Here is a 26,039-nt window from a genome sequence, read left to right on the forward strand (position 1 = left end):
GTCACAGCTCCCCCATCCGCCGGATCACCGGGGCGACGCGCTGGACGCCGTGCCGGTAGGCGCCGCGGGCGGCACGGCGCACGATCTGCCGGACCGGACCGGGGGCCCGGTCGGCGGCGGGCGCGCCGGGCAGCGGGCTGCCGTCCGGGGCGAGGTGGTGGCGGGCGAGGACGCCGGGCAGATAGCCGGGGGCGGTGGCGAGCGTGTAGTACGGGGTGAGCGGGGGCAGGCCGCCGGGCCTGTCGAGCAGTTCGGCGATGCGGGCACGGGCCGCGTCGAAGGCGGTGCCGTACGTTCCGTCGGCCGCGACGCCCTGCCGGGCGACCCACGCCGGGTCGGGCACGGGCAGGTGGCCGTCGTCGAGCTGGTCCCAGGAGGCGAGGCACCCGGAGCCGACGAAGTGGTGGTTGCCGAGGGCCTCGCGGATCCCGAGGTCGGTCAGCACGGCCGTCGGGATGCGGCGGTGCAGGGCCTCCAGGGCGGCGGTGGAGCTGACGGTGACCAGCAGGTCGGTGCGGTCGAGGACCTCGCCCATGTGCCCGTAGACCAGGCGGAAGTTGGGCGGCGGGTCGGCCTTGTGCACCAGCTTCTGGTAGGGCAGCTCCTCGATGTGGGTGGTGTGCTCGCCGGGCTTGGAGCGGAGCTTGAGCAGTACCTCCCGTCCGGGGTGCCGGCGGGCGTGCCGGACGAGCCGCTCGAGCAGGTACGTACGGCCCTGGCGGCTGTCCGGGACGGAGGGCTGGGCGGCGAAGACGACCGTGTACGGGTGGCCGTGGTCGCCGGTGTGCCGGGCCCCGCCCAGGAAGGGCAGCGCGACCTCGGTCACCGCCGAGGCGTCGGCGCCGACCCCCTCGTACACGGCCCGGAAACGGTCCGCGTCCTGGCGGGAGTTGGCGAGGACGAGGTCGGCGCCGTGGCGCAGCAGCAGGCCGTCGGCGAGCTTCTCGTAGACGACGCCGACGTAGCCGGTGACGACGACGGGCCGGTCCGCGCGCCCCTGCCAGGTGTGCCGCAGTCCGTGCAGCACGGCCTGGACACCGCCGCCGACCAGGGCGAGGACGAGCACGTCGTACGGCTCGTCGGCCATGGCGCGCAGGAACTCGGCGGTGGTCACCTCGCGGAGCGAGTCCGCCGCGACGCCGACTTCCGCCAGCTGGCGGGCGGTGGGGGTGGCGCGGCCCCGCAGGAGGTAGCCGTCCAGGCGGATGTCCGCACCGTGGGGGGAGACGCGGGCGGCGGTGAGCGCGCCCCATTTCCACCGGGTGTCGGAATCCGCGAGGACGGCGACTCGCCGGGCCTTCGTTGCACTTTCTGGCACGTCGCAGAAGTTACGAGTCCCTTTCTAGGAACCGCCCAACCCGAATGCAACAAAGGGTGAACAGCGCATCGCCGGACGGCGAACCGGGCCGCGTCACACCGGAAAACGCATCCACTTCACGTCTTCGCCATTCCTCGTTCATCCACCGTAAAGACACCGGCAAAGCCGCATGCCGGACAGCCGCCTAACGTCACTCCCGTGCCCAAGCTCTCCGTCATCGTGCCGTTCTACAACGTGCGGCAATACGCACCCGACACCCTGCGCAGTCTGCGCGCCAACACGCGAGAGGACTTCGAATTCATTTTCGTGGACGACTGTTCGTCCGACGGCACCGCGGATCTCCTCGCGCGCGCGGAGAAGGAACTGCCGGGGGCGGTGCTGGTCCGCCACGAACGGAACGGCGGCCTGGCGACCGCCCGGAACACCGGCATCGACCGGGCGCGCGGCGAGTACCTGACCTTCCTGGACGGCGACGACTGGCTGGCCCCCGGACACTACGACCGGCTGGTCGCCGCGATCGAGGATCTGGGCTGCGACTTCGTGCGCACCGACCACGTGCAGTGCACGGCCCGCGCCCGCACCGTCGTCCGGGTGCCGCACGGCCGCAGGAACGTCGTCCTCCGCCCGCGCGACGCGATCCTGCCGGCGCACCGCTCGACCTCGGTCGACTACGCGTACGCCTGGGCGGGGATCTACCACCGCCGGCTGGTCGAGCGGGGGCTGCTGCACTTCACCGACGGGCTGCGCACGGCCGAGGACCGGCCGTGGATCTGGAAGCTGCACCGGGAGGCGGAGTCCTTCGCGGTGACCGGGCTGCTCGGCGTCTTCTACCGGCGCGGGGTGGCGACCTCGCTCACCCAGATCGGGGACGTCCGCCAGCTCGACTTCATCCGCGCCTTCGACCAGGTCGTCGCGGAGACGGCCGCGGACCCGGACGCCGCTTCGCTGCTGCCGAAGGCCGTGCGCACCTACTGCGCGATCATCTCCCATCACCTGGGTTCCATCGAGAGGTTCGAGCCCGCCGTGGCACGCAGACTGAAGGCGATGAGCGCCGCCGCGCTGCGGCGGATGCCGCAGGACGCGCTCGACGAGGCGCTGGCCTCGATGGACGCCGAGCGGGCCACGCGGCTGCGCCGGCTGCGCCGCCGTCCGGTGCCGGCCGGGGAGGTGGCGGCGTGAGCACGCAGATCTTCCTGGCGTCGACGCTGTACGGCACGGCCACGCTGGCCGCCGCCCTGGACGCGGGCTGCTTCGACGCGGCCGACCGGCGGATCCTGCTGGTCTCCAACAACGCGGCGACGCCCGAGACGACACCGCCCACCGACGCCATGCCGGGGTTCGAACAGCTGCGGTCCCGGTTCGACGACGTCGTGTCGTGGAACGAGACGATCTTCCCGTTCCATCCCGGCGGCTGGGCGCCGCGCGTGGACGACGCCCCGATGTGGGAGCGGTATCTGCGGCTGGCCTGGAACCTGGGGGACGACGACGTGTCGCTGGCCGTGGAGTCGATCCAGGTGCAGCCGGCGCTCGGGGTGGCGCAGCTCTTCCCGGACGCGCCCCTGACCGTCTACGCGGACGGCCTGATGAGCTACGGCCCCACCCGCAACAAGATCGATCCGCTGGTCGGCACGCGTGTGGAGCGGCTGCTCCACCTCGACCTGGTGCCGGGGCTCACCCCGCTGCTGCTGACCGAGTTCGGGGTGGCACCGGAGCTGGTGCCGACCCCGGCGTTCACGAAGGTGCTGGCCGGACTGGCGGACACCGGCGCCGGTCTGCCGGACGTCGAGGGGCCCGCGCTGCTGCTCGGCCAGTACCTGTCCGCGCTGGGCATCCTCTCCGCCGAGGAGGAGGAGGACCTGCACGTGCGGATGCTGACGGGCGCCGTCGGTCTCGGGCACACCCGGGTGGTGTTCAAGCCGCACCCCACGGCGCCCGCCCGCTTCACCCGCTCCCTGGAGGAGGAGGCGGAGCGGCTCGGCGTCGCCCTCACGGTGGTGGACACGCCGGTGCTCGCCGAGGTGCTGTACCAGCGGATGCGCCCGGCACTGGTGGTCGGCTGCTTCTCCACGGCGCTGCTCACGGCGTCCGAGCTGTACGGTCTGCCGGTCGCCCGGGTCGGCACCGAGACGCTGCTGGACCGGCTGACGCCGTACGAGAACAGCAACCGGGTGCCCGTCACCGTCGTGGACGCGCTGCTGCCCGGGCCGGACGACGCGGCGGCCGTCGCCGAGGGGCGCCGGGGCATGGACGCCGAGGCCCTCGGCGCGCTGGTGCGGACCGTCGGCTTCGCGATGCAGCCGAAGATCCTGCCCGGACTGCGGCCGGAAGCGGAGGAATACCTGCGCCGGAATCTGGACACGCACACCTGGCGGTATTTCAAGAAACGGCGGCTGACCTCCCTGGGTCTGCCCGGTGGAATTCCGGGACGGCTGGCTTTCCTGCCGCACAATTCCGCCGCGCGGAAGGTGGTGCGGCGGGCACGGGCCGTCCGCCGCGCGATCAGACGGTGACCCGTTTCCGCCGTTCCGCGCCGAACGGCGGACCGTGCCCTGTTCCGGCGCGGCGGCCGCACCGGTACGCCGGGCATCCGTCGCCTCCACGCCCCCGGGCCGTACCTTCCCGTTCATATTGAGCGATTCGTGCGATGTTCTGTCCGGAAGACTGCGCGCGCCCGCTGTCTTTTCCGACTCGAGGAGGCATCCTCCCCTCATGGCGACTGCTCAAGCTACGCACACGTGTCCCACTGAGCTGAACGACGTACCCGGCTGGTTCTGGCCGCTCGACCAGGTGCTGTTCTCCTGGTTCCTGGAGAGGCAGGAGGCCGCGGGGACCCGGGGCGACCTGCTCGAACTGGGCACCTACCTCGGCAAGAGCGCGATCCTGCTGGGCCACCGCCTGCGGGAGGGCGAGAAGCTCACCGTCTGCGACCTGTTCGAGGCGGACGCCCCCGACGAGGCGAACCGGGCCGAGACCGCGAAGTCGTACTCCACCCTGACCCGGCAGGCCTTCGAGCGGAACTACCTCTCCTTCCACGACGCCCTGCCGACGATCGTGCAGGCCCCCAGCTCGGTGATCACCGACGAGGTCGCGCCCGGCAGCTGCCGCTTCGTCCACATCGACGCCTCCCACCTGTACGAGCACGTCCACGGCGACATCGGCGCGGCCCGTGACCTGCTGCTGCCGGAGGGCATCGTGGTCCTCGACGACTTCCGCTCGGAGCACACCCCGGGCGTCTCCGTCGCCGCCTGGGAGGCCGTGCTCAACCGGGGGCTGCGCCCGGTCTGCCTGAGCACCCAGAAGCTGTACGGCACCTGGGGGGATCCCGGGCCCGTGCAGGAGGAGCTGCTCGCCGCGCTGAGCGGACGCGACGACTGCACGGTGAGCGTGGAGCAGGCCGCCGGCCACCGGCTGATCCGGGCCCGCGCCAAGGGCAGGACCATGCGGCTGCCGTCCCTGCCCGTCTCGCGGCACCGGGTGTCCGCTCCGGCTCCCGGCCCGGCGGCCGGTTCGCGGGAGGCCGCAGGGGCCCTTCCGGAGCAGCCGAAGCCGCCGGCGCGGGCGGGCGGCCCGGCGCGGCCGGCGGCCACGCCGTCCGCGCGCAGCCGGGCCCGCCGTCTCGCCCTGGACCTGCTGCCGCCGGTCGCCACCCGGGCGGTACGCCGCAGCCTGGCCCGGCGCCGGCGTACCGCGGCCGGGTCCCAGCCGACGCCGTGACGCGCCGCGTTCCTGTCGGGCCCGGCGGTCAGGCGCCCGCCGCCGACAGTTTCACCGCGAAGCCCAGGAACAGCGCGCCCGCCGCCGAGGTGGCCCCCGCCGACAGTCGCCTGCGGCGGCGGAAGGCGGCGGCCAGCCTGGTGCCGCTGAAGATCAGCGCGCTGAGGTAGAGGAAGCTGAAGAGCTGGGCGAAGGCGCCGAGGACGACGAAGGACAGGGCGGGGTAGGCGTAGCCCGGGTCGACGAACTGCACGAAGAAGGCGACGAAGAAGAGGATCGCCTTCGGGTTGAGGAGGCTGACGACCAGGGCCCGCCGGAAGGGACGCTCGTCGTCGGCCACGGGCGCGGCGGCGGCCTCGGCGGTCTCCTCCCGCCGCGTCCGCCACATCCCCCACGCGGCCCGCATCATGCCGATCGCCAGCCACGTCAGGTATCCGGCGCCGGTGTACTTGACGATCCCGAACAGCACGGCGTTGGCCTGGAGCAGCGAGGCGACCCCGGCGGCCGACAGCGTCATCAGCACCGTGTCCCCGCACCAGACCCCGGCTGCGGCCGTGTAACCGGCGCGCACGCCCCGGCGGGCGGCCACGGAGAGGACGTAGAGCGAGTTGGGGCCGGGCAGCAGGATGACGAGGACGAGCCCTGCCAGGTAGGTGGGGAGGTCTGTGACGCCGAACATGGAGGGAGTGTCGCACGGGAGTACGACACTCCGCCCGGGCGTTCCGGACGTCTCCGGGGCGCGGTCAGAAGGCGTCGGTGGGGACGTACGTCCCCCAGACCTCGCGCAGCGCGTTGCAGACCTCGCCGACGGTGGCGCGGGCGCGCAGGGCGTCCTTCATCGGGTAGAGGACGTTGTCCTCGCCCTCGGCCGCCTTCTTCAGCGCGGCCAGCGCCGTGTCCACCGCCTGCTGGTCGCGCTCGGCGCGGAGCCTGGCGAGGCGCTGGGCCTGCTGGGCCTCGATGGCGGGGTCGACGCGAAGCGGTTCGTAGGGCTCCTCCTCGTCGAGCTGGAAACGGTTGACGCCGACGACGACGCGCTCGCCGGAGTCGGTCTCCTGGGCGATGCGGTAGGCGTTGCGCTCGATCTCGCTCTTCTGGAAGCCGTGTTCGATCGCGCTGACCGCGCCGCCCAGGTCCTCGATCTTGCCCATCAGCTCCAGGGCTGCGGCCTCGACGTCGTCGGTCATCCTCTCGATGACGTAGGACCCGGCGAACGGGTCGACCGTCGCGGTCACGTCCGTCTCGTGGGCGAGGACCTGCTGGGTGCGCAGGGCCAGGCGCGCGGACTTGTCGGTGGGCAGGGCGATGGCCTCGTCGAAGGAGTTGGTGTGCAGCGACTGGGTGCCGCCGAGGACGGCCGCCAGGCCCTGCACGGCGACGCGGACGAGGTTCACCTCGGGCTGCTGGGCCGTCAGCTGCACCCCGGCCGTCTGGGTGTGGAAGCGCAGCATCAGCGACTTGGGGTTCTCCGCGCCGAACTCCTCCTTCATCACCCGCGCCCAGATCCGGCGGGCCGCGCGGAACTTGGCGACCTCCTCCAGGATCGTCGTACGGGCCACGAAGAAGAACGACAGCCGCGGCGCGAAGTCGTCGACGTCCATGCCGGCCGCGACCGCCGTGCGCACGTACTCGATGCCGTCCGCCAGCGTGAAGGCGATCTCCTGCGCGGGCGAGGCGCCGGCCTCGGCCATGTGGTAGCCGGAGATCGAGATGGTGTTCCACTTCGGGATCTCGGCCCGGCAGTACTTGAAGATGTCCGCGATCAGCCGCAGCGAGGGCTTCGGCGGGAAGATGTACGTCCCGCGCGCGATGTACTCCTTCAGCACGTCGTTCTGGATCGTGCCGGTGAGCTTGTCTGCGCCGACGCCCTGTTCCTCCGCGACGAGTTGGTACAGGAGCAGCAGCAGGGCGGCGGGGGCGTTGATCGTCATCGACGTGGAGACCCTGTCCAGCGGGATCCCGTCGAACAGCACCCGCATGTCGTCGACCGAGTCGATGGCGACGCCGACCTTGCCGACCTCGCCCGACGCGATCGGGGCGTCGGAGTCGTGGCCCATCTGGGTCGGCAGGTCGAAGGCGACCGACAGGCCCGTCGTGCCGTTGGCGATCAGCTGCTTGTAGCGGGCGTTGGACTCCGTCGCGGTGCCGAAACCGGCGTACTGACGCATCGTCCAGGGGCGGCCGGTGTACATCGTCGGGTACACGCCCCGGGTGAAGGGGTACGCGCCCGGCTCGCCCAGCTTCCCGGCCGGGTCCCAGCCCTCCAGGGCATCGGGTCCGTAGACCGGTTCGATCGGCAGTCCGCTCTCGGTGGACCGGGCCCTGCCCGACTCGCGCGTCATGGTGCGTCGCCTCCCGCTGAGCCGGTGGCCGAACCGCTCGGACCACCGTCAGTTACTCGCCAGTACAGACCAACCCTCCGACGGACTGTATCGGCGGGTGCGCGCCCCGGTGGAGGGGCACACGCTGGGACCTTGCTCACAACCGCGATGCGGTCCCGGTCACAACCATGCCGTTCCGTTCGCGGCGCGTCATCCGCGGGGAACATCTCCGGTGACATCCGTGCGGGGCCGCGGGACGGCGGGGGGTCGTGATGCGCATGAGGGGCATGGGGAGCGCGCGGCACGGGAAGGGGGCGGTCACCGCGATGGCCGTGGGCGCCGTGCTGGCGGTGGGCGGCTGCACGGTGCAGGGCCCGGGTGTCGGCGGCCCGGGGTTCTCCCCCGCGCCCGGCGGTGTGCCGTCCGGCCGCGCCCCCTCCGACGACCGGCCGGCCGGTGCCGGGCCCGTCCGGCCCGCGCCGCGGGTGCTGTGGGCGCGGGGCGCCACGGGCCGGGACGTCCGCGAACTCCAGGCCCGGCTGCGGCAGGCCGACTGGCTCGTCGACGGGCCGACGGGGACGTACGACGAGCTCACCGAACGTGCGGTCAGCGGTTTCCAGGGCAGGCGCGGACTGCCCCGGACGGGACGGACGGACACCGTCACCTGGCAGCGGCTGCTGGCGATGACGCGCGAACCGGGCAGGTGGGAGCTGTATCTGATGGGCGGTCAGCCGGCCGACCCGCCCGACCCGCGCTGTCTCACCGGGCGGGTGCTGTGCATCAGCAAGTCGAGCCGGACGCTGCGCTGGATGGTCGACGGGCAGACGGTGACGACGACGGCGGTGCGGTTCGGATCCCGGTACACGCCGACCCGGGAGGGCGTCTTCCGTGTCTACTGGAAGTCCCGCGACCACTGGTCGACGCTCTACGACTCGCCGATGCCGTACGCGATGTTCTTCAGCGGCGGCCAGGCCGTGCACTACTCGTACGACTTCGCCGCCCGCGGCTACGCGGGGTCCTCGCACGGCTGCGTCAACGTGCGGGACGAAGGGGTGATCGCCGGCCTGTACGCGCGGGTGCGCAACGGCGACAAGGTCGTCGTGCACCGGTGAGACCGGTGAGGGGCGGGGTGCGGAGTGCGGGAAAGTGGCGCGGACGGGGCCGGGGGAACAAGCCCCGCCCGCGCCGAGGTGCACGAGCCGTAGGTACGGGGGGAACCCCGGCTCGGTGCGAAAGCCGATGACCAGTCGGCTCACTCAGTACTGCGTGCCCGGGGCCGAAAGTGTCACACCCACGCCGGGAAAAGATGCGCGGGCCCGCGAAACAGCAGGTCAGGTGTGGTTCCGGGCTTCCGGTCGCCGGCCGGCCCCGCGGTGACCGGCGTCGTCCTTCTCCTCGCCGCCGCCCTTGCCCGCGTGCTTCCTGCCGCCTCCGGTGCTGTCCTCGGCACCCTTGCCGTCCTTCTCGCCCTCCTTGTCCTCCTCCTCGGCCTTTTCCGCCCTCTCCGCCCTCTCCTCTTTCTCGGCCCTGCCGCTCCTGCCGTTCTCGTCGCTCCTGCCGCCCTTGCCGCCCGCGTCGTCGGGGAGGCCGGGGACGTCGGTGTCCTTGCGGGCCCCGTGGCCGCCCGGAGACCCGTCCGAGCCGTTCCCGGCGGGTCCGGCGGCGAGGAGACCGCGGCAGTACGTCCCCACCCGTGAGGCGCCGCCGGCCGCCTCGCCCAGCGTGCGCCTGCGGGCGTCGTCGAGCGCCTTGCCGTCGCGCATGTCCCGGCAGGACGCGGCGTGTTCCCGCCGACGGCCGTCCGCGCCGTCCGCGCCGTCCGCCTCCCGGTCGCCGGCGTCCGGGGCGTGCTCCCCGGCCGTGCCGCCGCTCGCGGTGTCCCCGCCGAAGGTGCCGGGCGTGGCACTGCCCGGGGGCGCGGACGGCGCGGGCGTGCGGTCGGGGCTCGCCGCCACCGAGGCGGTGACGGAGGGGGCCGGGTGGGGGCCGCCGAACATCGTCGGCAGGACTCCGCTTCCGGCCGCGACCGCGACGCCGCCGACCATGCCGGCGGCCAGCGCCGCGGCCAGTCCGAGGCGCAGGGGACGGCGCCGGCGGGAACCGCGGGCACCGTCGCGGCGGGGCCCGACGCGGACCGCTCCGGCCTCGTCCGTCCTCGTCGGGGCGCCGTGACCGGGCGCGGCCCGCGCCTCGGACGGCTCCGCCGCGCGATCGGCGCGCGCCGCGCGGAAGGCGGCCAGCGCGGCGGCCTCGCCGGGCATGTCCTCGCTGGTGGGGGCGGGGTGTGCCGAGAGCGCGGCCAGGGCCTCGCCGAGTCGTTCGGCCCGGTCCCGGACCGCGGGATCGACAGCTTCCAGTGACTCTCCGCGCAGCAGGATCTCCGCCGTCCGGGGATCCAGCCACCCGTCGTGCTCGTCGGCCATCACATGTCCTTCTGCGTCCGCGCCCGCATGTGCGTCACAGTCGCGGACGTCACCGCACTGCGGCGCGGTTCTCGCGGGGGCGGCAGGGCGCCGAACGCCCCGGACGATTCCGGATCGCCGCCGAGCAGTTCGGCCAGGCGCTTCAGACCGCGGTGCGCCGCCGTGCGGACGGCGCCGGGACGCTTGCCCAGCGTCGCGGCGGCGCTCTTCGCGTCGAGGCCGACCACCACCCGCAGGACGACCGCCTCCGCCTGGTCCTGGGGCAGCCGGGCGATGAGGGAGAAGGCGCTGTCGGTGGCCAGGGCCTCCAGGGCCTCGCCGGCCGTGTCGGACTCGGCGGGCCTGCCCGTCAGTTCCGTCTCGTCGCCCCCGACGACGGGCCGGCGTCCGCGCATGCGGATGTGGTCCAGCGCGCGGTTGCGGAGGATACGCGCGGCCCAGCCGCGGAACCGGTCCGCGTCGCCCTCGAACCGTTCCAGGTCACGGGCGATCTGCAGCCAGGCCTCGGACGTCACGTCCTCGGCGTCGGGATCGGCGACCAGCGTCCGGGCGTAGGCGAGAAGCCGTGGGTGCACCGCGCGGTACACGGTCCGGAAAGCCGTCTCGTCCCCGGCCCGTGCCGCACGCACCGCGGCGGTCAGCTCCGCGTCGTCCCCCAGCACCGAGAAGCCTTTCTGCGCCTGAACCGGCGCCGCTCTCGCGGGCGTCGTCCTCGCCGTCGTGGTTTCTCCCTCGATGGTCGCGGTGGTCTCCCGCGACTCCGGCGCGGGAGAGAGTCCCGCGCCGCATCGGCGCGAATGGCACGTTACGTCGGGAAACCGCCGCTCGTCCATGTCCTCATCGCATTGCCGTACAAGATGCAACTAACCCGTGACGCGGGGCGGTGTGACAGAAAACGCGGTGTCGGCGCTGTAGGGAGTACGGGTCGCCACGCGGCCCGTACCGCGCGACGGCCGGGGCCTCTCCTGTGGGGGGTGGCGGCCCCGGCTGTCGCCTCGGTTCCCGACTCCCCCGGCATGCACGCCACCCGGCTCCGCGCATCGGCGTCCGCGCGCCGTACCACGCGCGCCGCACCGGGCACTTCATCCCGTACGACGGCCCCTGAGGGTCACAGCGGTACCACGCCCAGCCGGTCCAGGAAACGGAAGAAGAGGTCCTCGGCCGTCGGCGCCGCGTCACCGGACGGGCCGCCGGCGTCGTCCCGCAGACCGGCCGACAGCACCTCGGTCAGCTCCCCGGCGTCCGCGGTGCGCCCCGCCTCGGCGGCCCAGGCGACGGCGCGTTCGGCGGCGTCGCGCGGTTCGAGGAAGTAGTCCTCCAGCGTGAGCCCCTCCCGCTCGGCCCCGAGGTACCCGGCCATCGCGGTCCGTACCAGGCAGGTCGTCCACGCCCCGCTCTCGGGCGCCGCCGCCTCGATCACCACGCAGGCGCTGTCCATGACGTATCCGAACAGTGCGGGTGCGCCGGTCCGCGCGGCCAGGTCGTTCATGTTCCCGACGTCGCCCTCGCCGCCCGGGTACTCCCACACCCGCCAGCCGTCCGGAGCGGACGCCCGCAGGGTCATGTCCGCGGCGGACGCCGGCCCGTCCCGTTCCGTGAGCGGCCGCTCGGCGCGGCTCACCACGAAGTATCCCCAGTAGCCCATGGTCCCGGCTCCCCCCGGCGTGTCGGTTCGGCTCGTCCACACATCACCACAGGTCCACGGCGGTTCGCAGCCGTATTCGGCAATCCGCGCGCTCCGCCGGGGACGTCAGGGCCGGTCGAGACGGTCCGCCAGTGCCTTGAAGTCGGTCCAGGACAGCTCGGGCCGGTCGGGGTCCCACAGCTTCTGGACCGTCGCCGCGAGCGGCAGCCGGATGCCGGCGGCGACCTGGGCCTGTGTCTGGGCGTTCGGGATGTCGCCCCAGACCGCGAAGCCGCCGCCGAGGATCTGGTCGTCGTACTTGGCGTCGACCGGCGTCGTGCCCCGGATCACGCGCGGGGTCCACTGCTCGTAGATGCGCTCGCCGGTCGGGTAGACGAAGGTCTGCGGCTCGCCGAGCACGTAGTAGAGGAACTCGTCGTTGTAGTTGAGGACCTCCCGCCCCGCGCTCAGGTACTCCGTCGGCTGCCGGGCGCCGATCTCCTTGCCGGTCCAGTAGGCGACCTGGATGTCCTTCAGCGGCCGGACGGAGGTGTCCTTGAAGAAGCCGTCGTTCCAGGCGCGCGGGGTGCGGTGGTGGGCCTGCACCGTCTTCGCGCGGTCGTTGAGCCAGTCGGTCGTGAGGTCGGCGACGGTACCGCCGGGGCCGTAGGCCTTGCGGGCGGCGGCGGCCAGCGTCGGGTAGGACGCCTCCGGGTCGGACACCACGAGCGCCTGGTACTCGTCGGCGCCCAGGTGGAACCGGGAGCCGGGGAAGAGGTCGGCGTACTCGTCCAGCAGGTCGTCGACGATCTCGGCGGCCTCGGGCTTCGAGATGTCGATCGCGCCGCGCGTCGCCGTGCCCCGCGCGTTGCGCAGCTGGAGGTCGGGGTGGGCGGCGATCACCGCGCCGAGGTGTCCCGGCGAGTCGATCTCGGGGACGACGGTGATGTGCAGGGAGGCGGCGAGGTCGGTGATCTCCTTGACCTCGGCCTTGGTCAGGTGGTCCTCGGAGACGATCTCGGGGTGCGAGTCGGACTCGATGCGGAAGGCCTGGTCGTCGGAGAAGTGCAGACCCAGCTCGTTGTACTTCAGGTCGCCCAGCTCACGGATCCGGTCCTTGATCCACTCGGCGTCGTAGTGCTTGCGGGCGATGTCGAGCATGAAGCCGCGCGCGGGCTTGGCCGGCTCGTCCTTCACGACGCCCTCGGGCGCGGTGCCGCCGCCGTCCACCGCCTGTTTCAGGGTGCGGGTGCCGTAGAAGACGCCCGCCTCGCCCGGCGCGCTGACGGTGACGCGCCCGTCGCGCACGGTCATGGTGTACGACTCCGGGTCCGCGCCCTTGTCGGCCTTCACGTCGAGGAGCAGGTCCCCGGCGCGTTCGTCGTCCTTCTCCCCCGCGTACGCCATCCCCAGCTCGCCGGCTATCAGCCGTCCCTCGTCGGCGAGATCGGCGTCCGCGACGACGACCCGGTGTCCCTTCTCCGGCTGCCAGCCGGGGCCGCGGGCCGGGGTGTGGTCGCGGACGGCGGGTATGGTGCGCGGCTCCTTCGAGAGCGGATAGGAGCGGCTGGGACTGGGCGCGGCCGCCTCGGCCGAGGACGGGGCGGCCGTACCCTCCGGCCCTCCGCCGTCGCCGTCGGTGGCCCACAGACCGGCCCCGACGCCGAGCGCCGCGACCGCCGCGCCGGCGATCACGGCCCGCTGCCTCACCTTGGACGCCGGCGTCCGGCGTGTGTGCTGGCTCACAGCGCCAACCTACGGCCGCCGACTCCGCCATGCGTCCACCACATGTTCCGAAACTCTCCCGTTCGGGTGAAATTCGGGCAGTGTACGGACATGCGATGCCCTCTCTCGGTAACGTGACGACACATCTTTCGCACAATCCCCTGCCGACACACACGTGACGCCCACAAGGACCCACGCTGCCTGTGCACCGTCTCCCAGACCTCCCCGGCCGAGTCGCCATACCGGTGCCGGCGCAAACCCGCGCCGCGCCGATCGAGGCCCCCTCGCTGGAACACTTCAACACGGCCCCGGCCGACGAGGCCGTGCGCACCCTCCTGACCTGCCTGAACAGCCGGGACTGGGCCCGCCGCCTGGCCGCCCACCGCCCCTATCCGGACCTGGCGGCCCTTCTCGCGGCGGCCGACGAGGCGGCGTACGACCTGCCCCCCGAGGCCCTGGCCGAGGCCCTGGCGGCGGAGTCGCTGCCCGCCCTGCCCGAGGACACGTACGCGGCGGCCCACACGGCCCTCAGCGCGGCGACCGCGGCCTACGAGGCCCGATTCGGGCGCGCGTTCGTCATCTGCCTGGACGGCCTGAGCGCGGGCGAGGCCCTGGATCACGTCCTGGCGGCCATACGGTCACGGTTGGCGAACGATCCGGACGAGGAACGCCTGGTGGCGGCCGAGGAACTCCGGCGCCTCGCGAGAGCCAGACTGGCCGGCGCCCTGGCGGGGCGGGGGACCCCGGCCCGGCAAACCACCCAAACCCCCACCCACTGACCCACTCCGCGGCGGCGGACTGCTCCTTTGAGTGCAACTTTGATCACACAGGCAGGCCCCCCGTAAGCGTCACTCCCAACCGTCGCTACCATGCTGGGGGCCGGTGGACCGTACCCGGCCGGGCCCGACCGACAAGGAAAGCCGGCGCGGCCCCAATCCCCGCTCCCGGAGGAAATTTCCGTGCCGGCTGGAACGCTGTACCGCGGCCGGGAAGGAATGTGGTCCTGGGTGGCTCACCGAGTCACCGGCGTCCTCATCTTCTTCTTCCTGTTCGTTCACGTGCTGGACACCGCACTCGTCCGTGTGTCCCCCGAGGCCTACGACAAGGTCGTGGCCACGTACAAGACGCCCATCGTCGCGCTGCTGGAGTACGGCCTCGTCGCCGCCATCCTCTTCCACGCGCTCAACGGTCTGCGTGTCATCGCCGTCGATTTCTGGATCAAGGGCGCCCGCTACCAGAAGCAGATGCTCTGGACCGTCGTCGGTCTGTGGGTCGTGCTCATGCTCGGGGCGATCTACCCCGTCCTCGGCCACGCCGCTCGTGAACTGTTCGGGAGCTGACGCGCATGTCCACCACTGAAACCACCGCCTCCGGCATCGGCCCCGTCGAGGGCGCCGGCGCCTCCGCCTACACCGTGGACAACCCGGCGCCGCTGATCGAGCCGCCCCGCAAGCGGACCAAGAAGACGCCGAAGACCACCCGCGGCAACTTCGAGATGGTCGCCTGGCTCTTCATGCGCCTGTCCGGCGTGGTGCTGGTCGTCCTCGTCCTCGGCCACCTGCTCATCCAGCTCGTGCTGGACGGCGGCGTCTCCAAGATCGGCTTCGCCTTCGTGGCCGGCCGCTGGGCCTCGCCGTTCTGGCAGGTCTGGGACCTGCTGATGCTGTGGCTGGCGATGCTGCACGGTGCCAACGGTCTGCGCACGGTCATCAACGACTACGCGGAGCGCCCGAACACCCGGCTGTGGCTCAAGGGCCTGCTCTACACCGCCACGGTGTTCACCATCCTGCTGGGCACGCTGGTGATCTTCACCTTCGACCCGAACATCCGCTAGGCACGGGGCTGCGAAAATCATGAAGGTACACAAGTACGACACCGTCATCGTCGGCGCCGGTGGCGCCGGCATGCGCGCGGCCATCGAGTCGACCAAGCGCAGCCGCACCGCCGTGCTGACGAAGCTCTACCCCACCCGCTCCCACACGGGCGCCGCGCAGGGCGGCATGGCCGCCGCGCTCGCCAACGTGGAGGAGGACAACTGGGAGTGGCACACCTTCGACACGGTCAAGGGCGGTGACTACCTGGTCGACCAGGACGCCGCCGAGATCCTGGCGAAGGAGGCCATCGACTCCGTCCTCGACCTGGAGAAGATGGGCCTGCCGTTCAACCGGACCCCGAACGGCACCATCGACCAGCGCCGCTTCGGCGGTCACTCCCGCAACCACGGCGAGGCCCCGGTCCGCCGCTCCTGCTACGCGGCCGACCGCACCGGCCACATGATCCTCCAGACGCTGTACCAGAACTGCGTCAAGGAGGGCGTGGAGTTCTTCAACGAGTTCTACGTCCTGGACCAGCTGATCAACGAGGTCGACGGCGTCAAGAAGTCCGCCGGCGTCGTGGCGTACGAGCTGGCCACCGGCGAGATCCACATCTTCCAGGCGAAGTCCGTGATCTACGCCTCCGGCGGCACCGGCAAGTTCTTCAAGGTGACGTCGAACGCCCACACGCTCACCGGTGACGGCCAGGCGGCCGTGTACCGGCGCGGGCTGCCGCTGGAGGACATGGAGTTCTTCCAGTTCCACCCGACCGGCATCTGGCGCATGGGCATCCTGCTGACGGAGGGCGCCCGCGGTGAGGGCGGCATCCTCCGCAACAAGGACGGCGAGCGCTTCATGGAGAAGTACGCGCCGGTCATGAAGGACCTCGCGTCCCGTGACGTCGTCTCGCGCTCCATCTACACGGAGATCCGCGAGGGCCGCGGCTGCGGTCCCGAGGGCGACCACGTCTACCTGGACCTCACCCACCTCCCGCCGGAGCAGCTCGACGCCAAGCTGCCCGACATCACGGAGTTCGCGCGGACCTACCTCGGCATCGAGCCCTACACGGACCCGATCCCGATCCAGCCCACCGCGCACTACGCCATGGGCGGCATCCCCACCAACGTCCAGGGCGAGGTCCTCGCGGACAACACCACGGTCGTCCCGGGCCTGTACGCGGCCGGCGAGGTGGCCTGCGTGTCCGTGCACGGCGCCAACCGCCTGGGCACCAACTCGCTGCTGGACATCAACGTCTTCGGCAAGCGGGCCGGCATCGCCGCCGCGGAGTACGCGCAGAAGGCGGACTTCGTCGAGCTGCCCGAGGACCCGGAGTCCTTCGTCGTCGGCCAGATCGAGCGCCTGCGCTCCTCCACCGGCAACGAGCGGGTGTCGACGCTGCGCCGCGAGCTGCAGGAGACCATGGACGCCAACGTCATGGTGTTCCGCACCGAGCAGACGATCAAGACGGCCGTCGAGAAGATCGGCGAGCTGCGCGAGCGGTACAAGAACGTGGCCATCCAGGACAAGGGCAAGCGGTTCAACACCGACCTGCTGGAGGCCGTCGAGCTGGGCAACCTGCTCGACCTGGCCGAGGTCATGGCGGTCTCCGCGCTCGCCCGCAAGGAGTCGCGCGGCGGTCACTACCGCGAGGACTACCCCAACCGCGACGACGTCAACTTCATGCGCCACACCATGGCGTACCGCGAGGTGGGCGACGACGGCACCGAGTCCATCCGTCTGGACTACAAGCCGGTCGTCCAGACCCGCTACCAGCCGATGGAGCGTAAGTACTGATGGCTACCCCTGTCATGGAGAAGAGCGACAAGGCCCCCGAGCCCGGTTTCGCCGACTCCCCCTACATCACCGTCACCATGCGGGTCCGCCGGTTCAACCCGGAGGTCTCGGCGGAGGCGACCTGGCAGGACTTCCAGCTGGAGATCGACCCGAAGGAGCGCGTCCTCGACGCCCTTCACAAGATCAAGTGGGATCTGGACGGCACGCTGACCTTCCGCCGTTCCTGCGCCCACGGCATCTGCGGGTCCGACGCCATGCGGATCAACGGCAAGAACCGGCTGGCCTGCAAGACGCTGATCAAGGACATCAACCCGGAGAAGCCGATCACGGTCGAGCCCATCAAGGGCCTGACGGTCCTGAAGGACCTCGTGGTCGACATGGAGCCGTTCTTCCAGGCGTACCGGGACGTGATGCCCTTCCTGATCACGAAGGACACCAACGAGCCGACGCGTGAGCGTCTGCAGTCCGCCGAGGACCGCGAGCGCTTCGACGACACGACCAAGTGCATCCTGTGCGCCGCCTGCACGTCCTCGTGCCCGGTGTTCTGGAACGACGGCCAGTACTTCGGCCCGGCCGCGATCGTCAACGCCCACCGCTTCATCTTCGACTCGCGCGACGAGGCCGGGGAGCAGCGGCTGGAGATCCTCAACGACCGCGACGGCGTCTGGCGCTGCCGCACGACCTTCAACTGCACGGACGCCTGCCCGCGCGGCATCGAGGTCACCAAGGCGATCGCCGAGGTGAAGCGGGCGCTGATCACGCGCCGCTTCTGACGCCGTCGGCGTCACGCCCGGAGGGCCCCGTCTCCGCTGGAGACGGGGCCCTCCGGCATATGCCACACCATCGGGTGACGGGCCGCTGCAGGGCCTCGCCGGTCCGCTCCGGCCTACGATGATGCTCTCGGCACCAGCCCCAAGGAGGCACGCGATGTCCGCAGCATCCGTCGAGCTGTCCCACGGCGAGCACCCGCTGATCGCGGAGGCGAACCGTCTCATGGACCGCAATCCGGGCTACCGCGTCGAGATCATCGGAGGCCAGCTCCTCGTGACCCCGCCACCGGACGGCCCGCACGCCGTAGTCCTGACCGACCTCGTCCTGCCCTTTGCGGCGGCAGGCCTTCACGGCACGGAATCGAAGGTGGTCCAGGGCTTCGGCATCTGGCTGCCCACCGACGCCGAGGACTACGCGGTCCCGGACCTCGCGGTGGTCGACGCCGACTACCGCGACCACCTCATCGAGAACAACTGCTACGACCCGGTCTGCTTCCGCCTCGTCCTGGAGGTCACCTCCAGCAACTGGAAGAACGACCTGAAGACCAAGGTCACCGCCTACGCCGCCGCCATGGTCCCCGTCTACGTGATCGTCGACCGCAAGCACCAGCGCCTCCACGTCCTCACCGGCCCCGACTGCGCCGACTACTCCACCCACCGCGTCCACTCCCCCGGTGAGACCGTCACCCTCCCCGGCTCCCTCGGTGCCGAGGTCACCCTGGACGTCTCCGAGGTCCTTGCCGCCGGACGGCCTAAACCCGCACCCGGCGAGGACTGACAATCAGCCGTCCCGGGCGTTCATCGACCTAATCTGACGCCATGTCAGATGACGAGTCGTACGAACTGCTCGGGTTCGACAACGTGCTGCTGCCCGTCGGCGACCTCGGTGAGGCCGTCGGCTTCTACGAGCGCGCCGGGTTCCCGGTCGCGTACCGGCTCGACGAGGCCGGCATCGCGCTGCTGAAGGTCGGCGGCGAGACACCGGGCGTCCTGCTGCGGGCCGAGGAGGAGTTCGGGCGGCGCCCGCCGCTGGGCCCCTGCGCGCGGCTGTGGCTGGAGGTGCCCGACGCCCGTACGGCGGCCCGGGCGCTGCGCGAGGCGGGCATCACGCCGCTCGACGAGCCCTTCTCCACCGCCACCGGCTGGACGGTCGAGTTCACCGACCCCTGGGGCAACGTCATCGGCCTCACGGACTACCGCAAACGCCCGGAGCTCGGCCGCCGCCCGTAGCCCGCCGGCACCGGCCCGCTCCCGGGCCCTGCCCGGCCCGGCGGTCCGGAAGGCCGCCGCTCAGGCCTGGCGGGACGCCAGCTCGATCACCGTGACGTCCGACGGCGCCCCCACCCGCGTGGGCGGGCCCCAGGCGCCCGCGCCCCGGCTGACGTACAGCTGGGTGTCGCCGTAGCGCTCCAGACCCGCCAGCGTCGGGTTGGCGGCGCCCGCGATCAGGTTGCCGGGCCAGAGCTGGCCGCCGTGGGTGTGGCCGGAGAGCTGGAGGTCGACGCCGTGCTCGACGGCGTCGTGGATCTGCACCGGCTGGTGGGCGAGCAGCACACAGGCGCGGGAGCGGTCGCGGTCGCCGAGGGCGCGGACGTAGTCGGGGCCCTGGCCCTCGTCCTCGCCGGCCACGTCGTTGACGCCGGCCAGGTCGAAGTGGGGCATCTCCGTGCGGGCGTTCTCCAGCGGGATCAGGCCGAGGCGGCGCACCTCGGCGACCCACTGCTCGGCGCCGGAGAAATACTCGTGGTTGCCGGTGACGAAGTACGCGCCGTGCCGGGCCCGCAGCCGGGCGAGCGGGGCCGCCGCCGGGCCGAGGTCCTTCACGCTGCCGTCCACCAGGTCGCCGACGACGGCGATGAGGTCGGGCTGCGTGGAGTTGACCGTGTCGACGACCGTCTGCGCGAAGCCCCGGCCGAGGACCGGGCCGAGATGGACGTCGCTGACCACGGCGATGCGGAAGCCGTGCGCGGCGCGCGGCAGCTTGGCCAGCGGCACGGTGACCCGCTTCACCCTCGGGCCGCGCAGCACGCCGTACGTGCCGTGGCCGACCGTCGCGACGGCCGCCGTGGCCGCGGCACCGGCGACGACGCGGGAGACGAACAGGCGGCGGGAGGGGACGGCGAGGGGGCTCGGCGGCGTGGTGCCGGACGCGGCGGCAGCGGACCCGGCAGGCGGCTCGGGCTCCGCGGAGGGTGCCCTCGAGGGCGCGGTCCCCGCCGGTATGCGCTCCGGGTCCGGGGCCCGCAGCTCACCCGGCTCCGCCGGCCGCGCGGCCGCCCGCCGCTCCAGGAACCGGCGCAGCAGCGGCCGTACGATCTCGCCGGCCAGCAGCGCCAGCAGCAGGTAGATCGACAGGGCCAGCCACAGGTAGCCCGGCCACGCCAGGACGCGCTGGAGCCAGAAGGGGGCGCCGGCGCGCTCGGCGGTCAGCGCGGCGACGGCCAGCACCCAGCCCCCGGCGACCACCACGGCGCCGATGCGGCGCGCTGCGCCGGGCCCGCGGGACGTGTCGCGGAACAGACGCCGCCACACGTACCAGTTGGCCGCTGACAGGACGCCCACCACGACCAGTGCGACGAGCGCGAAGACGACCACCATGCCGTCGGATCCCCTCAGTTGTGCGTCTGTGACGCTATGACGTTCGGCGCAGTGCGCGCAGTCCGCGCAACCCGATGACCCCGACGGCCGTCCCCAGAAGGAAGGAGACGATGGCGAGCAGCAGGTGCACCCAGAAGTACGCCGTGGGGTCGCCGTCCTCGAAGGCCAGTCCGCTGCCGTCCTTGACCAGGTTTTTGACGAAAGTGATCCAGATGATCCAGCTCCACACCCCGAAGGCGAGCAGGAACCAGGAGACGGGACGGCTGAGCTTCATGCGTCCAGTATCTCCGCCGCGCGTCCGGTTCCCCGCCCGGGGTGGGGAGGGGGCTGGGCCCGCGCCGCGTGAGGGCGGTACGTTCTCGCTCGTGCCCGCATCCACGCAGACCGCCGGGCGATCCCTGCTGGTCGCCTCCGCCGCCCTGACCGCCTTCACCGTCCTGACGCCCGCCGCGCTCGCCGCGCCGGGCCCGTCGGCGAGTCCGTCGGCGAGCCCTTCCGCGAGTCCGTCGGTCACGCCCCCGGCGGCGATGTCGTCCGTGGGCGGCGCGCGGCTCGGGCGGCCCGGGACACAGGTCGACCTGGCGGGCGGGGCGCCCGTCCTGCCCAAGGACCTCACCGCCCGCTCCTGGATCGTGGCCGACGCCGAGTCCGGTGAGGTGCTCGCCGCGCACAACGCGCACTGGCGCCTGGCACCGGCGAGCACGCTGAAGATGCTGTTCGCGGACACCCTGCTGCCGAAGTGGCCGAAGACCGCCCGGCACAAGGTGGCGGTGTCCGACCTCGCGGGCGTCGGCGCCGGGTCCAGCCTGGTCGGCATCAAGGAGGAGGAGACCTACACCGTCCACGATCTGTGGCTCGGCGTCTTCCTGCGCTCCGGCAACGACGCCGTGCACGTGCTGTCCGCGATGAACGGCGGCGTCGACAAGACCGTGGCGGAGATGAACGAGCACGCCGAGGAGCTGCAGGCCCTCGACACGACCGTGGTCAGCCCCGACGGCTACGACGCGCCCCGCCAGGTCTCCTCCGCGTACGACCTGACGCTGATCGCCCGCTCGGGGCTGCAGAAGAAGGACTTCCGGGAGTACGCCTCGACGGTCCGCGCGAAGTTCCCCGGCGAGACGACGAAGGACAAGAAGGGCAAGACCTCCCGCGGTTCCTTCGAGATCCAGAACACCAACCGGCTGCTGACCGGCAGCTCGGGCCTGGACGTCTACCCGGGCATCGCCGGGGTGAAGAACGGCAACACCACCAACGCGGGCGCCACCTTCACCGGGGTGGCCGAGCGGAACGGCCGGGTGCTGCTCGTCACCGTGATGAACCCGGCGAAGGACGAGCACAACGAGGTCTACAAGGAGACCGCCCGGCTGTTCGACTGGGGTTTCCAGGCGGCCGGCAAGGTGAAGCCGGTGGGCGAGCTGGTGCCACCGCGGAGCGCGGCGGGGGCGGGCCCGGGTCCCGCCGCCACGGGCGAGGCCCCGGGTGACGACGGCAAGGCCGCCGTGGGGACGAAGCCGGTGGCGGGCGCCCCGGCCGCGGACGGCTCCCGGGGCGTCGGGATCGCGGCCGGCATCACCGCCGGGGTGCTGGTGCTGCTCGCGGGCGGCGTGTTCCTGGTCAACCGTCGCTGGCCGCTGCCGGAGCTGGTGCGCCGCCGGCCTCGTCCGTGAGTTCCTCGGCCTTGCTGCCCGTGGCCGTCCAGGCGGCGCAGAACAGCACCAGTTTCGAGGTGAAGTTGATCCACAGCAGCAGGGCGACGGGGACGCCGAAGGCGCCGTACATGCTCTTCGCGGCGACGCCCTGCATGTAGCCGCTCAGCAGCAGCTTGAGCAGTTCGAAGCCGACGGCGCCGGTCAGCGCGGCCACCATCAGGCGGCGGCGCTCCGGCTGGACCCCGGGCAGCAGGGTCAGCACGTACAGCAGGAGCAGGAAGTCGGCGAGGACGGCGACGGCGAAGGCGGCGAGGCGGAGCAGGATGTCGCCGAAGCCGCCCTCGGCGATGCCGATCTGCCGGATGATCCAGCCGACGAGCGCCGAGGCGACGGTGGAGATGCCGACGGTGACCAGGAGGGCGCCGCCGAGACCGACGAGGACGCCGGCGTCCTTGGCCCGGTGCAGGAACGGATTGTCCTCCTCGTCCGGCATCTCCCAGACGGCGCGCAGACAGCCCCGGGTGGCGTCGACCCAGCCGATGCCGGTGAGGAGCAGGAGCAGGCCGGCGATGAGGCCGACGGTGCCGGCGTTGTCGACCAGGCTCTGGATGTTCAGCTGGTCGGAGATGCCGGGGATCTGCTCGGCGATCTTGTCCTGGAGCTGTTTCTGCTGCTTCTCGCTGAGCAGCGCGGCGGCGACGGCGGCGGCGAGGCTGAGCAGCGGGAAGAGCGCGACGAAGCTGGTGAACGTCATCGCCGCCGCCAGCCGCGTCCACTTGACCCGGTCCAGCCGCTCGTACGACCGCCACGCGTGCGTGGTCGTCAGCCGCGCGATCCACGGCCCCACCAGCGGGAGCTTCTTCAGCCAGTCCATGATCCGACTCTGCCCCCGGTCGTCCCGTTCCATGATCCCGGCGTGCGGCCGGCCGTCCCCGCGGCGCGGAAGACCAGTGTTCTCGTGCCCCAGAAACGCAGAAGGGTGGCCAGCGCCATGCCGATTCCCGCCCCCGAGACGGTGTCGGCGCGCTGCGAGGTGAGGCCGAGGCCGTAGTGGCTGACGGCCAGGCACAGCAGCTGCACGGCGGCGCCCGCGGCGTTGACGGCGAAGAACACGGCGCAGGGGCGCAGGCCGCGGGGGCGGGTGTGCCGGTAGGTGCCGAGCGCGTTGCCCGCGTACGCGACGGCGCAGCCGGCGACGAAGGACAGGGTCTTGGCGGTGAGCGGGCCGAGGCCGGCGGGGCCGCGCAGGACGGTGAACAGGACGAGGTCGACGGCGTAGGCGGCCAGGCCGGCGCAGGCGAAGCCCACCAGTTCGCGGCGGGCGGTCACCAATTGGCCACCGCCAGGCCGTACATGGCCACCCACACCACGCCGATCAGGGCGAGGGCCCGGTCGCGCAGGACGACGTCCTCGGGTTCGCCTGCGGTGCCGCGGTCGGCGAAGACGGCGTAGCGCAGGACGGCGAGGACGAAGGCGGCCATGGACAGCTGCCGCCAGGGCAGCACGCTGGTGTGCGGGACGCCGCCCTCCTCCATGGCCCACATGCAGTAGGCGAGGACGGCGACGCCGGCGGCGAGCTGCCAGACGAAGCGGAGGTAGCCGGTGGTGTACTCGGTGAGCAGCGCGCGGGTGGCGCCCTCCTTGCCGGCCATCTGCACGGCTTCGGAGTAGCGCTTGGCGGCGACCATGAACAGGGCGCCGAAGCCGGTGGTGATGAGGAACCAGCGCGACAGGGGGATGCCGAGGGCGAGTCCGCCGATCATGGCGCGCATCAGGAAGCCGGTGGTGACGACGGCGAGGTCGACGACGAGGACGTGCTTGAGGCTGACGCAGTACGCCAGTTGCATCGCGAGGTAGGCGATCAGCAGGACGGCGACGGGGGCCGGGCACAGCCACATCGCGAGGGCGGGGGCGAGGACACCCAGGGCGCCTCCGGCGGCGTAGGCGGCCGGCACCGGGACCTGTCCGGCGGCGACGGGGCGGTGGCGTTTGACCGGGTGGGCGCGGTCGGCCTCGGCGTCGCGGGCGTCGTTGACGAGGTAGACGGCCGAGGCGCAGGCGGTGAACAGGGCGAAGACCAGGGCGAGCTGGGCCAGGGCGTGCCGGGAGAACAGGTCGCCGGCGGCGGCGGGGGCGGCGACGACCAGGACGTTCTTGACCCACTGGCGGGGGCGTGCGGTCCTGAGCAGTCCGCCGGCCAGGCCGCCCCGGCGGGGCGGGGCGGGGTGCGGGGACGGTTCGGAGGCGTGGTGCTCTCGCAGGACGGCCGTCTCGGTCACCGGGCGCCTCCGTGCATCCAGCCGGTGCCGAGCCGGGCGGTGAGCGCGCCGAGGGCGGCGCCCGCCGCCACGTCGGTCGGGTAGTGGACGCCGGCGACGAGCCGGGAGGCGCACACCGCGGCGGCCAGCGGCCAGGCCGCGCGGACGCCGAGTGTGCCGAAGACGACGGCGGCGGCCGCGGCGGAGGTGGCGTGGGAGCTGGGGAAGGAGTGCCGGCCCGCGGTGTGCACCAGGGGCGTCACGTGCGCGGGGCGGGGACGGCGCACGACGCGTTTGACCCCCATGCTGGCCAGGTGGGCGCCCGCGGTGAGCGCGGTGCCGCGCAGCCAGGCCGTGCGCCGTCCGCGGTCCACGGCGGCCGCGGTGAGGCCCGCCGCGATCCACAGTGCTCCGTGCTCCCCGGCCCAGGACAGGGTGCGCGCGGCGGCGGCCACGCGCGGGTCCGTGCCGCAGGCTCTGAGGGCCGTCACGATCCGGTGGTCCATGTCGTCGAGGTCGTCCATGTGGACTCACTGTTCACGCCGAAGGCGCGGTAGGTCCGGCATCATCGGGCGACATACCATTAATCACCCGTTTCGGGGAGGGACGGGATGTCCGTGAGTCGACGGCCCGTATCGGGGGGATACGGTCGCCGGCATGTCTGCCGACACCGTTCCCGTCGCCGAGTGGGGCTCCGTCACCGGCTGGGGCCGCACCGCGCCCACCGTGGCCCGCCTGGTCCGTCCGCGGACGTACGAGGAGGTCGCGGCGGCGGTCCGGGAGTGCGGGGCCCGTGGCGGCATCCCGCGCGGGCTGGGGCGGGCGTACGGCGACGCGGCGCAGAACGCGGGCGGCGCGGTGCTCGACATGACGGACCTGGACCGGATCCACGCCGTCGACGCCGACGGCGGCACCGTGCTGTGCGACGCGGGGGTCTCCCTGCACCGGCTGATGGAGGTGCTGCTGCCGCTCGGCTGGTTCGTGCCGGTGACGCCCGGCACCCGCTACGTGACGGTCGGCGGGGCGATCGGCGCCGACATCCACGGCAAGAACCACCACGTGTCCGGGTCCTTCTCCCGGCATGTGCTGTCCCTGGAGCTGCTCACCGCCGACGGCACGGTCCGCACGGTGGAGCGGGGCACGCCGCTGTTCGACGCGACCACCGGCGGCATGGGCCTGACCGGGGTGATCCTCACCGCGACCGTGCGGCTCCAGCCGGTCGGGACCGCGCTGATGTCGGTGGACACCGAACGCGCCGCCGACCTCGACGACCTGATGGCCCGTCTGACGGCGACCGACCACCGCTACCGCTACTCGGTCGCCTGGATCGACCTGCTGGCGCGCGGCGCGGCGACCGGCCGCGCGGTCCTCACCCGCGGCGACCACGCCCCGCTGGACGCGCTGCCGGCCCGCGCCCGCCGTGCGCCGCTGGCCTTCCGCACCTCGCGCCTGCCGGCCGCCCCCGCCTTCCTGCCGGAAGGGCTGCTCAGCCGGACGAGCGTGGGCCTGTTCAACGAGTTCTGGTACCGCAAGGCTCCCCGCGCGCGGCGCGGGCAGCTCCAGCGGATCTCCACCTTCTTCCACCCGCTGGACGGCGTCCCGCACTGGAACCGGGTCTACGGCCGCGGCGGCTTCGTGCAGTACCAGTTCGTGGTCGGGCACGGCCGGGAGGAGACCCTGCGCCGGATCGTGGGGCGCATCTCCGCGCACCGCTGCCCGTCCTTCCTGGCCGTCCTCAAGCGCTTCGGCGAGGCCGATCCGGGCTGGCTGTCGTTCCCGGTGCCCGGCTGGACGCTGGCGCTGGACGTGCCGGCCGGGCTGCCGGGGCTCGGCGCCTTCCTCGACGAGCTGGACGAGGAGGTCGCCGCGGCCGGCGGCCGGGTCTACCTCGCCAAGGACTCCCGGCTGCGGCCCGAACTGCTCGCCGCGATGTACCCGCGCCTGGACGACTTCCGCGCGCTGCGCGCCGAGCTGGACCCGCGCGGGGTGTTCACGTCGGACCTGTCCCGGCGCCTCGCCCTCTGATCCCCT

The 26,039-nt window shown here is 72.5% G+C and carries 26 protein-coding genes; 13 read left to right on the forward strand and 13 right to left on the reverse strand.

What is annotated here, in order from left to right:
* Nucleotide 1: 1 nt before the first annotated feature.
* Complete coding sequence (locus tag ACFYOJ_RS10515; RefSeq protein ID WP_356557004.1) at nucleotides 2-1,318, reverse strand: DUF6716 putative glycosyltransferase; 1,317 nt, start codon at nucleotides 1,316-1,318, stop codon at nucleotides 2-4.
* 198 nt (nucleotides 1,319-1,516) lie between these two features.
* On the opposite strand from ACFYOJ_RS10515, the gene ACFYOJ_RS10520 reads away from it, so the two are divergent.
* The 3 genes from ACFYOJ_RS10520 (at nucleotide 1,517) to ACFYOJ_RS10530 (ending at nucleotide 5,032) form a co-directional block, all read left to right on the forward strand.
* Nucleotides 1,517-2,497, forward strand: a complete 981-nt coding sequence (locus ACFYOJ_RS10520) for a glycosyltransferase family 2 protein (RefSeq protein WP_356557003.1) — start codon at nucleotides 1,517-1,519, stop codon at nucleotides 2,495-2,497.
* A complete protein-coding gene (locus ACFYOJ_RS10525) occupies nucleotides 2,494-3,828 on the forward strand; it encodes a polysialyltransferase family glycosyltransferase (RefSeq protein WP_356557002.1) in 1,335 nt (444 codons plus the stop codon). Before ACFYOJ_RS10520 ends, ACFYOJ_RS10525 begins: the two co-directional genes overlap by 4 nt.
* 199 nt (nucleotides 3,829-4,027) lie before the next feature.
* The gene (locus tag ACFYOJ_RS10530; RefSeq protein WP_356557001.1) at nucleotides 4,028-5,032 is read left to right on the forward strand and encodes a class I SAM-dependent methyltransferase; all 1,005 of its coding nucleotides are present in this window, start codon (nucleotides 4,028-4,030) and stop codon (nucleotides 5,030-5,032) included.
* Nucleotides 5,033-5,060: 28 nt separating this feature from the next.
* Here ACFYOJ_RS10530 and leuE read toward each other — a convergent pair whose 3' ends face one another.
* Both leuE and ACFYOJ_RS10540 read right to left on the reverse strand, forming a co-directional pair.
* Nucleotides 5,061-5,711 carry a leucine efflux protein LeuE gene (gene leuE, locus ACFYOJ_RS10535; protein WP_356557000.1) on the reverse strand — a complete coding sequence of 217 codons (651 nt, stop codon included), beginning with the start codon at nucleotides 5,709-5,711 and terminating at the stop codon, nucleotides 5,061-5,063.
* Nucleotides 5,712-5,775: 64 nt separating this feature from the next.
* Nucleotides 5,776-7,374, reverse strand: a complete 1,599-nt coding sequence (locus ACFYOJ_RS10540) for a methylmalonyl-CoA mutase family protein (protein WP_356556999.1) — start codon at nucleotides 7,372-7,374, stop codon at nucleotides 5,776-5,778.
* A 251-nt stretch (nucleotides 7,375-7,625) separates the two neighbouring features.
* Here ACFYOJ_RS10540 and ACFYOJ_RS10545 point away from each other — a divergent pair, with 251 nt between their 5' ends.
* A complete protein-coding gene (locus ACFYOJ_RS10545; protein ID WP_356556998.1) occupies nucleotides 7,626-8,465 on the forward strand; it encodes a L,D-transpeptidase family protein in 840 nt (279 codons plus the stop codon).
* 219 nt (nucleotides 8,466-8,684) lie between these two features.
* Here the strand turns inward: ACFYOJ_RS10545 and ACFYOJ_RS10550 are convergent, their stop codons facing one another.
* The 4 genes from ACFYOJ_RS10550 to ACFYOJ_RS10565 all read right to left on the reverse strand — a co-directional run bounded on the left by ACFYOJ_RS10550 (nucleotide 8,685) and on the right by ACFYOJ_RS10565 (nucleotide 13,146).
* The gene (locus tag ACFYOJ_RS10550) at nucleotides 8,685-9,776 is read right to left on the reverse strand and encodes a hypothetical protein (protein ID WP_356556997.1); all 1,092 of its coding nucleotides are present in this window, start codon (nucleotides 9,774-9,776) and stop codon (nucleotides 8,685-8,687) included.
* A complete protein-coding gene (locus ACFYOJ_RS10555) occupies nucleotides 9,776-10,438 on the reverse strand; it encodes an RNA polymerase sigma factor (protein ID WP_356556996.1) in 663 nt (220 codons plus the stop codon). Before ACFYOJ_RS10555 ends, ACFYOJ_RS10550 begins: the two co-directional genes overlap by 1 nt.
* A gap of 446 nt (nucleotides 10,439-10,884) precedes the next feature.
* Nucleotides 10,885-11,421: a hypothetical protein gene (locus ACFYOJ_RS10560; protein WP_356556995.1), complete on the reverse strand. Its 537-nt coding sequence runs from the start codon at nucleotides 11,419-11,421 to the stop codon at nucleotides 10,885-10,887.
* A gap of 105 nt (nucleotides 11,422-11,526) precedes the next feature.
* On the reverse strand, nucleotides 11,527-13,146 hold the full coding sequence (locus ACFYOJ_RS10565; protein WP_388596553.1) for a glycoside hydrolase family 20 protein: 1,620 nt from the start codon (nucleotides 13,144-13,146) through the stop codon (nucleotides 11,527-11,529).
* Between the two features lie 182 nt (nucleotides 13,147-13,328).
* On the opposite strand from ACFYOJ_RS10565, the gene ACFYOJ_RS10570 reads away from it, so the two are divergent.
* From ACFYOJ_RS10570 to ACFYOJ_RS10600, 7 genes are all read left to right on the forward strand, one after another.
* A complete protein-coding gene (locus tag ACFYOJ_RS10570; protein ID WP_356556994.1) occupies nucleotides 13,329-13,904 on the forward strand; it encodes a 2-oxo-4-hydroxy-4-carboxy-5-ureidoimidazoline decarboxylase in 576 nt (191 codons plus the stop codon).
* Nucleotides 13,905-14,084: 180 nt separating this feature from the next.
* Entirely contained in the window at nucleotides 14,085-14,465 is a 381-nt protein-coding gene (gene sdhC, locus ACFYOJ_RS10575; RefSeq protein ID WP_356556993.1) for a succinate dehydrogenase, cytochrome b556 subunit, read from the forward strand.
* 5 nt (nucleotides 14,466-14,470) lie between these two features.
* Nucleotides 14,471-14,959, forward strand: a complete 489-nt coding sequence (locus ACFYOJ_RS10580; protein ID WP_356556992.1) for a succinate dehydrogenase hydrophobic membrane anchor subunit — start codon at nucleotides 14,471-14,473, stop codon at nucleotides 14,957-14,959.
* A 19-nt stretch (nucleotides 14,960-14,978) separates the two neighbouring features.
* Nucleotides 14,979-16,733: a succinate dehydrogenase flavoprotein subunit gene (gene sdhA / locus ACFYOJ_RS10585; protein WP_356556991.1), complete on the forward strand. Its 1,755-nt coding sequence runs from the start codon at nucleotides 14,979-14,981 to the stop codon at nucleotides 16,731-16,733.
* The gene (locus tag ACFYOJ_RS10590) at nucleotides 16,733-17,506 is read left to right on the forward strand and encodes a succinate dehydrogenase iron-sulfur subunit (RefSeq protein ID WP_356556990.1); all 774 of its coding nucleotides are present in this window, start codon (nucleotides 16,733-16,735) and stop codon (nucleotides 17,504-17,506) included. The genes sdhA and ACFYOJ_RS10590 overlap by 1 nt, the downstream gene beginning before the upstream one ends.
* A 154-nt stretch (nucleotides 17,507-17,660) precedes the next feature.
* Complete coding sequence (locus tag ACFYOJ_RS10595; RefSeq protein ID WP_356556989.1) at nucleotides 17,661-18,281, forward strand: Uma2 family endonuclease; 621 nt, start codon at nucleotides 17,661-17,663, stop codon at nucleotides 18,279-18,281.
* Between the two features lie 41 nt (nucleotides 18,282-18,322).
* A complete protein-coding gene (locus ACFYOJ_RS10600) occupies nucleotides 18,323-18,733 on the forward strand; it encodes a VOC family protein (RefSeq protein ID WP_356556988.1) in 411 nt (136 codons plus the stop codon).
* 60 nt (nucleotides 18,734-18,793) lie between these two features.
* Here ACFYOJ_RS10600 and ACFYOJ_RS10605 read toward each other — a convergent pair whose 3' ends face one another.
* Together ACFYOJ_RS10605 and ACFYOJ_RS10610 are read right to left on the reverse strand one after the other, a co-directional pair.
* A complete protein-coding gene (locus ACFYOJ_RS10605) occupies nucleotides 18,794-20,101 on the reverse strand; it encodes a metallophosphoesterase (protein WP_356556987.1) in 1,308 nt (435 codons plus the stop codon).
* 34 nt (nucleotides 20,102-20,135) lie between these two features.
* Entirely contained in the window at nucleotides 20,136-20,375 is a 240-nt protein-coding gene (locus tag ACFYOJ_RS10610) for an SCO4848 family membrane protein (RefSeq protein WP_356556986.1), read from the reverse strand.
* A gap of 91 nt (nucleotides 20,376-20,466) precedes the next feature.
* Between ACFYOJ_RS10610 and ACFYOJ_RS10615 the strand changes: the two genes are divergently transcribed.
* Nucleotides 20,467-21,768 carry a D-alanyl-D-alanine carboxypeptidase gene (locus ACFYOJ_RS10615; RefSeq protein WP_356556985.1) on the forward strand — a complete coding sequence of 434 codons (1,302 nt, stop codon included), beginning with the start codon at nucleotides 20,467-20,469 and terminating at the stop codon, nucleotides 21,766-21,768.
* Here the strand turns inward: ACFYOJ_RS10615 and ACFYOJ_RS10620 are convergent.
* Genes ACFYOJ_RS10620 through ACFYOJ_RS10635 form a run of 4 tightly spaced genes read right to left on the reverse strand, consistent with a single transcriptional unit; the run spans nucleotide 21,716 to nucleotide 24,532 of the window.
* A complete protein-coding gene (locus ACFYOJ_RS10620) occupies nucleotides 21,716-22,624 on the reverse strand; it encodes a YihY/virulence factor BrkB family protein (protein WP_356556984.1) in 909 nt (302 codons plus the stop codon). The genes ACFYOJ_RS10615 and ACFYOJ_RS10620 overlap by 53 nt on opposite strands.
* Entirely contained in the window at nucleotides 22,612-23,082 is a 471-nt protein-coding gene (locus tag ACFYOJ_RS10625; protein WP_356556983.1) for a GtrA family protein, read from the reverse strand. The genes ACFYOJ_RS10620 and ACFYOJ_RS10625 overlap by 13 nt, the downstream gene beginning before the upstream one ends.
* Nucleotides 23,076-24,029, reverse strand: a complete 954-nt coding sequence (locus tag ACFYOJ_RS10630) for a decaprenyl-phosphate phosphoribosyltransferase (RefSeq protein WP_356556982.1) — start codon at nucleotides 24,027-24,029, stop codon at nucleotides 23,076-23,078. Before ACFYOJ_RS10630 ends, ACFYOJ_RS10625 begins: the two co-directional genes overlap by 7 nt.
* A complete protein-coding gene (locus tag ACFYOJ_RS10635) occupies nucleotides 24,026-24,532 on the reverse strand; it encodes a phosphatase PAP2 family protein (protein ID WP_356556981.1) in 507 nt (168 codons plus the stop codon). Before ACFYOJ_RS10635 ends, ACFYOJ_RS10630 begins: the two co-directional genes overlap by 4 nt.
* Before the next feature lie 133 nt (nucleotides 24,533-24,665).
* Between ACFYOJ_RS10635 and ACFYOJ_RS10640 the strand changes: the two genes are divergently transcribed.
* Nucleotides 24,666-26,033: an FAD-binding oxidoreductase gene (locus ACFYOJ_RS10640; RefSeq protein ID WP_356556980.1), complete on the forward strand. Its 1,368-nt coding sequence runs from the start codon at nucleotides 24,666-24,668 to the stop codon at nucleotides 26,031-26,033.
* Nucleotides 26,034-26,039: the final 6 nt, after the last annotated feature.

Origin of the sequence: Streptomyces sp. NPDC006384, from assembly GCF_042870695.1 — a bacterium.
GTDB lineage: Bacteria > Actinomycetota > Actinomycetes > Streptomycetales > Streptomycetaceae > Streptomyces.

Excerpts from the sequence above, each read along its gene's own strand:
- ACFYOJ_RS10530 (WP_356557001.1), top strand. The coding sequence starts at position 4,028 with ATGGCGACTGCTCAAGCTACGCACACGTGTCCCACTGAGCTGAACGAC.
- leuE (WP_356557000.1), bottom strand. The coding sequence starts at position 5,711 with ATGTTCGGCGTCACAGACCTCCCCACCTACCTGGCAGGGCTCGTCCTC.
- ACFYOJ_RS10540 (WP_356556999.1), bottom strand. The coding sequence starts at position 7,374 with ATGACGCGCGAGTCGGGCAGGGCCCGGTCCACCGAGAGCGGACTGCCG.
- ACFYOJ_RS10545 (WP_356556998.1), top strand. The coding sequence starts at position 7,626 with ATGCGCATGAGGGGCATGGGGAGCGCGCGGCACGGGAAGGGGGCGGTC.
- ACFYOJ_RS10550 (WP_356556997.1), bottom strand. The coding sequence starts at position 9,776 with ATGGCCGACGAGCACGACGGGTGGCTGGATCCCCGGACGGCGGAGATC.
- ACFYOJ_RS10560 (WP_356556995.1), bottom strand. The coding sequence starts at position 11,421 with ATGGGCTACTGGGGATACTTCGTGGTGAGCCGCGCCGAGCGGCCGCTC.
- ACFYOJ_RS10580 (WP_356556992.1), top strand. The coding sequence starts at position 14,471 with ATGTCCACCACTGAAACCACCGCCTCCGGCATCGGCCCCGTCGAGGGC.
- sdhA (WP_356556991.1), top strand. The coding sequence starts at position 14,979 with ATGAAGGTACACAAGTACGACACCGTCATCGTCGGCGCCGGTGGCGCC.
- ACFYOJ_RS10590 (WP_356556990.1), top strand. The coding sequence starts at position 16,733 with ATGGCTACCCCTGTCATGGAGAAGAGCGACAAGGCCCCCGAGCCCGGT.
- ACFYOJ_RS10595 (WP_356556989.1), top strand. The coding sequence starts at position 17,661 with ATGTCCGCAGCATCCGTCGAGCTGTCCCACGGCGAGCACCCGCTGATC.
- ACFYOJ_RS10600 (WP_356556988.1), top strand. The coding sequence starts at position 18,323 with ATGTCAGATGACGAGTCGTACGAACTGCTCGGGTTCGACAACGTGCTG.
- ACFYOJ_RS10605 (WP_356556987.1), bottom strand. The coding sequence starts at position 20,101 with ATGGTGGTCGTCTTCGCGCTCGTCGCACTGGTCGTGGTGGGCGTCCTG.
- ACFYOJ_RS10610 (WP_356556986.1), bottom strand. The coding sequence starts at position 20,375 with ATGAAGCTCAGCCGTCCCGTCTCCTGGTTCCTGCTCGCCTTCGGGGTG.
- ACFYOJ_RS10620 (WP_356556984.1), bottom strand. The coding sequence starts at position 22,624 with ATGGACTGGCTGAAGAAGCTCCCGCTGGTGGGGCCGTGGATCGCGCGG.
- ACFYOJ_RS10635 (WP_356556981.1), bottom strand. The coding sequence starts at position 24,532 with ATGGACGACCTCGACGACATGGACCACCGGATCGTGACGGCCCTCAGA.
- ACFYOJ_RS10640 (WP_356556980.1), top strand. The coding sequence starts at position 24,666 with ATGTCTGCCGACACCGTTCCCGTCGCCGAGTGGGGCTCCGTCACCGGC.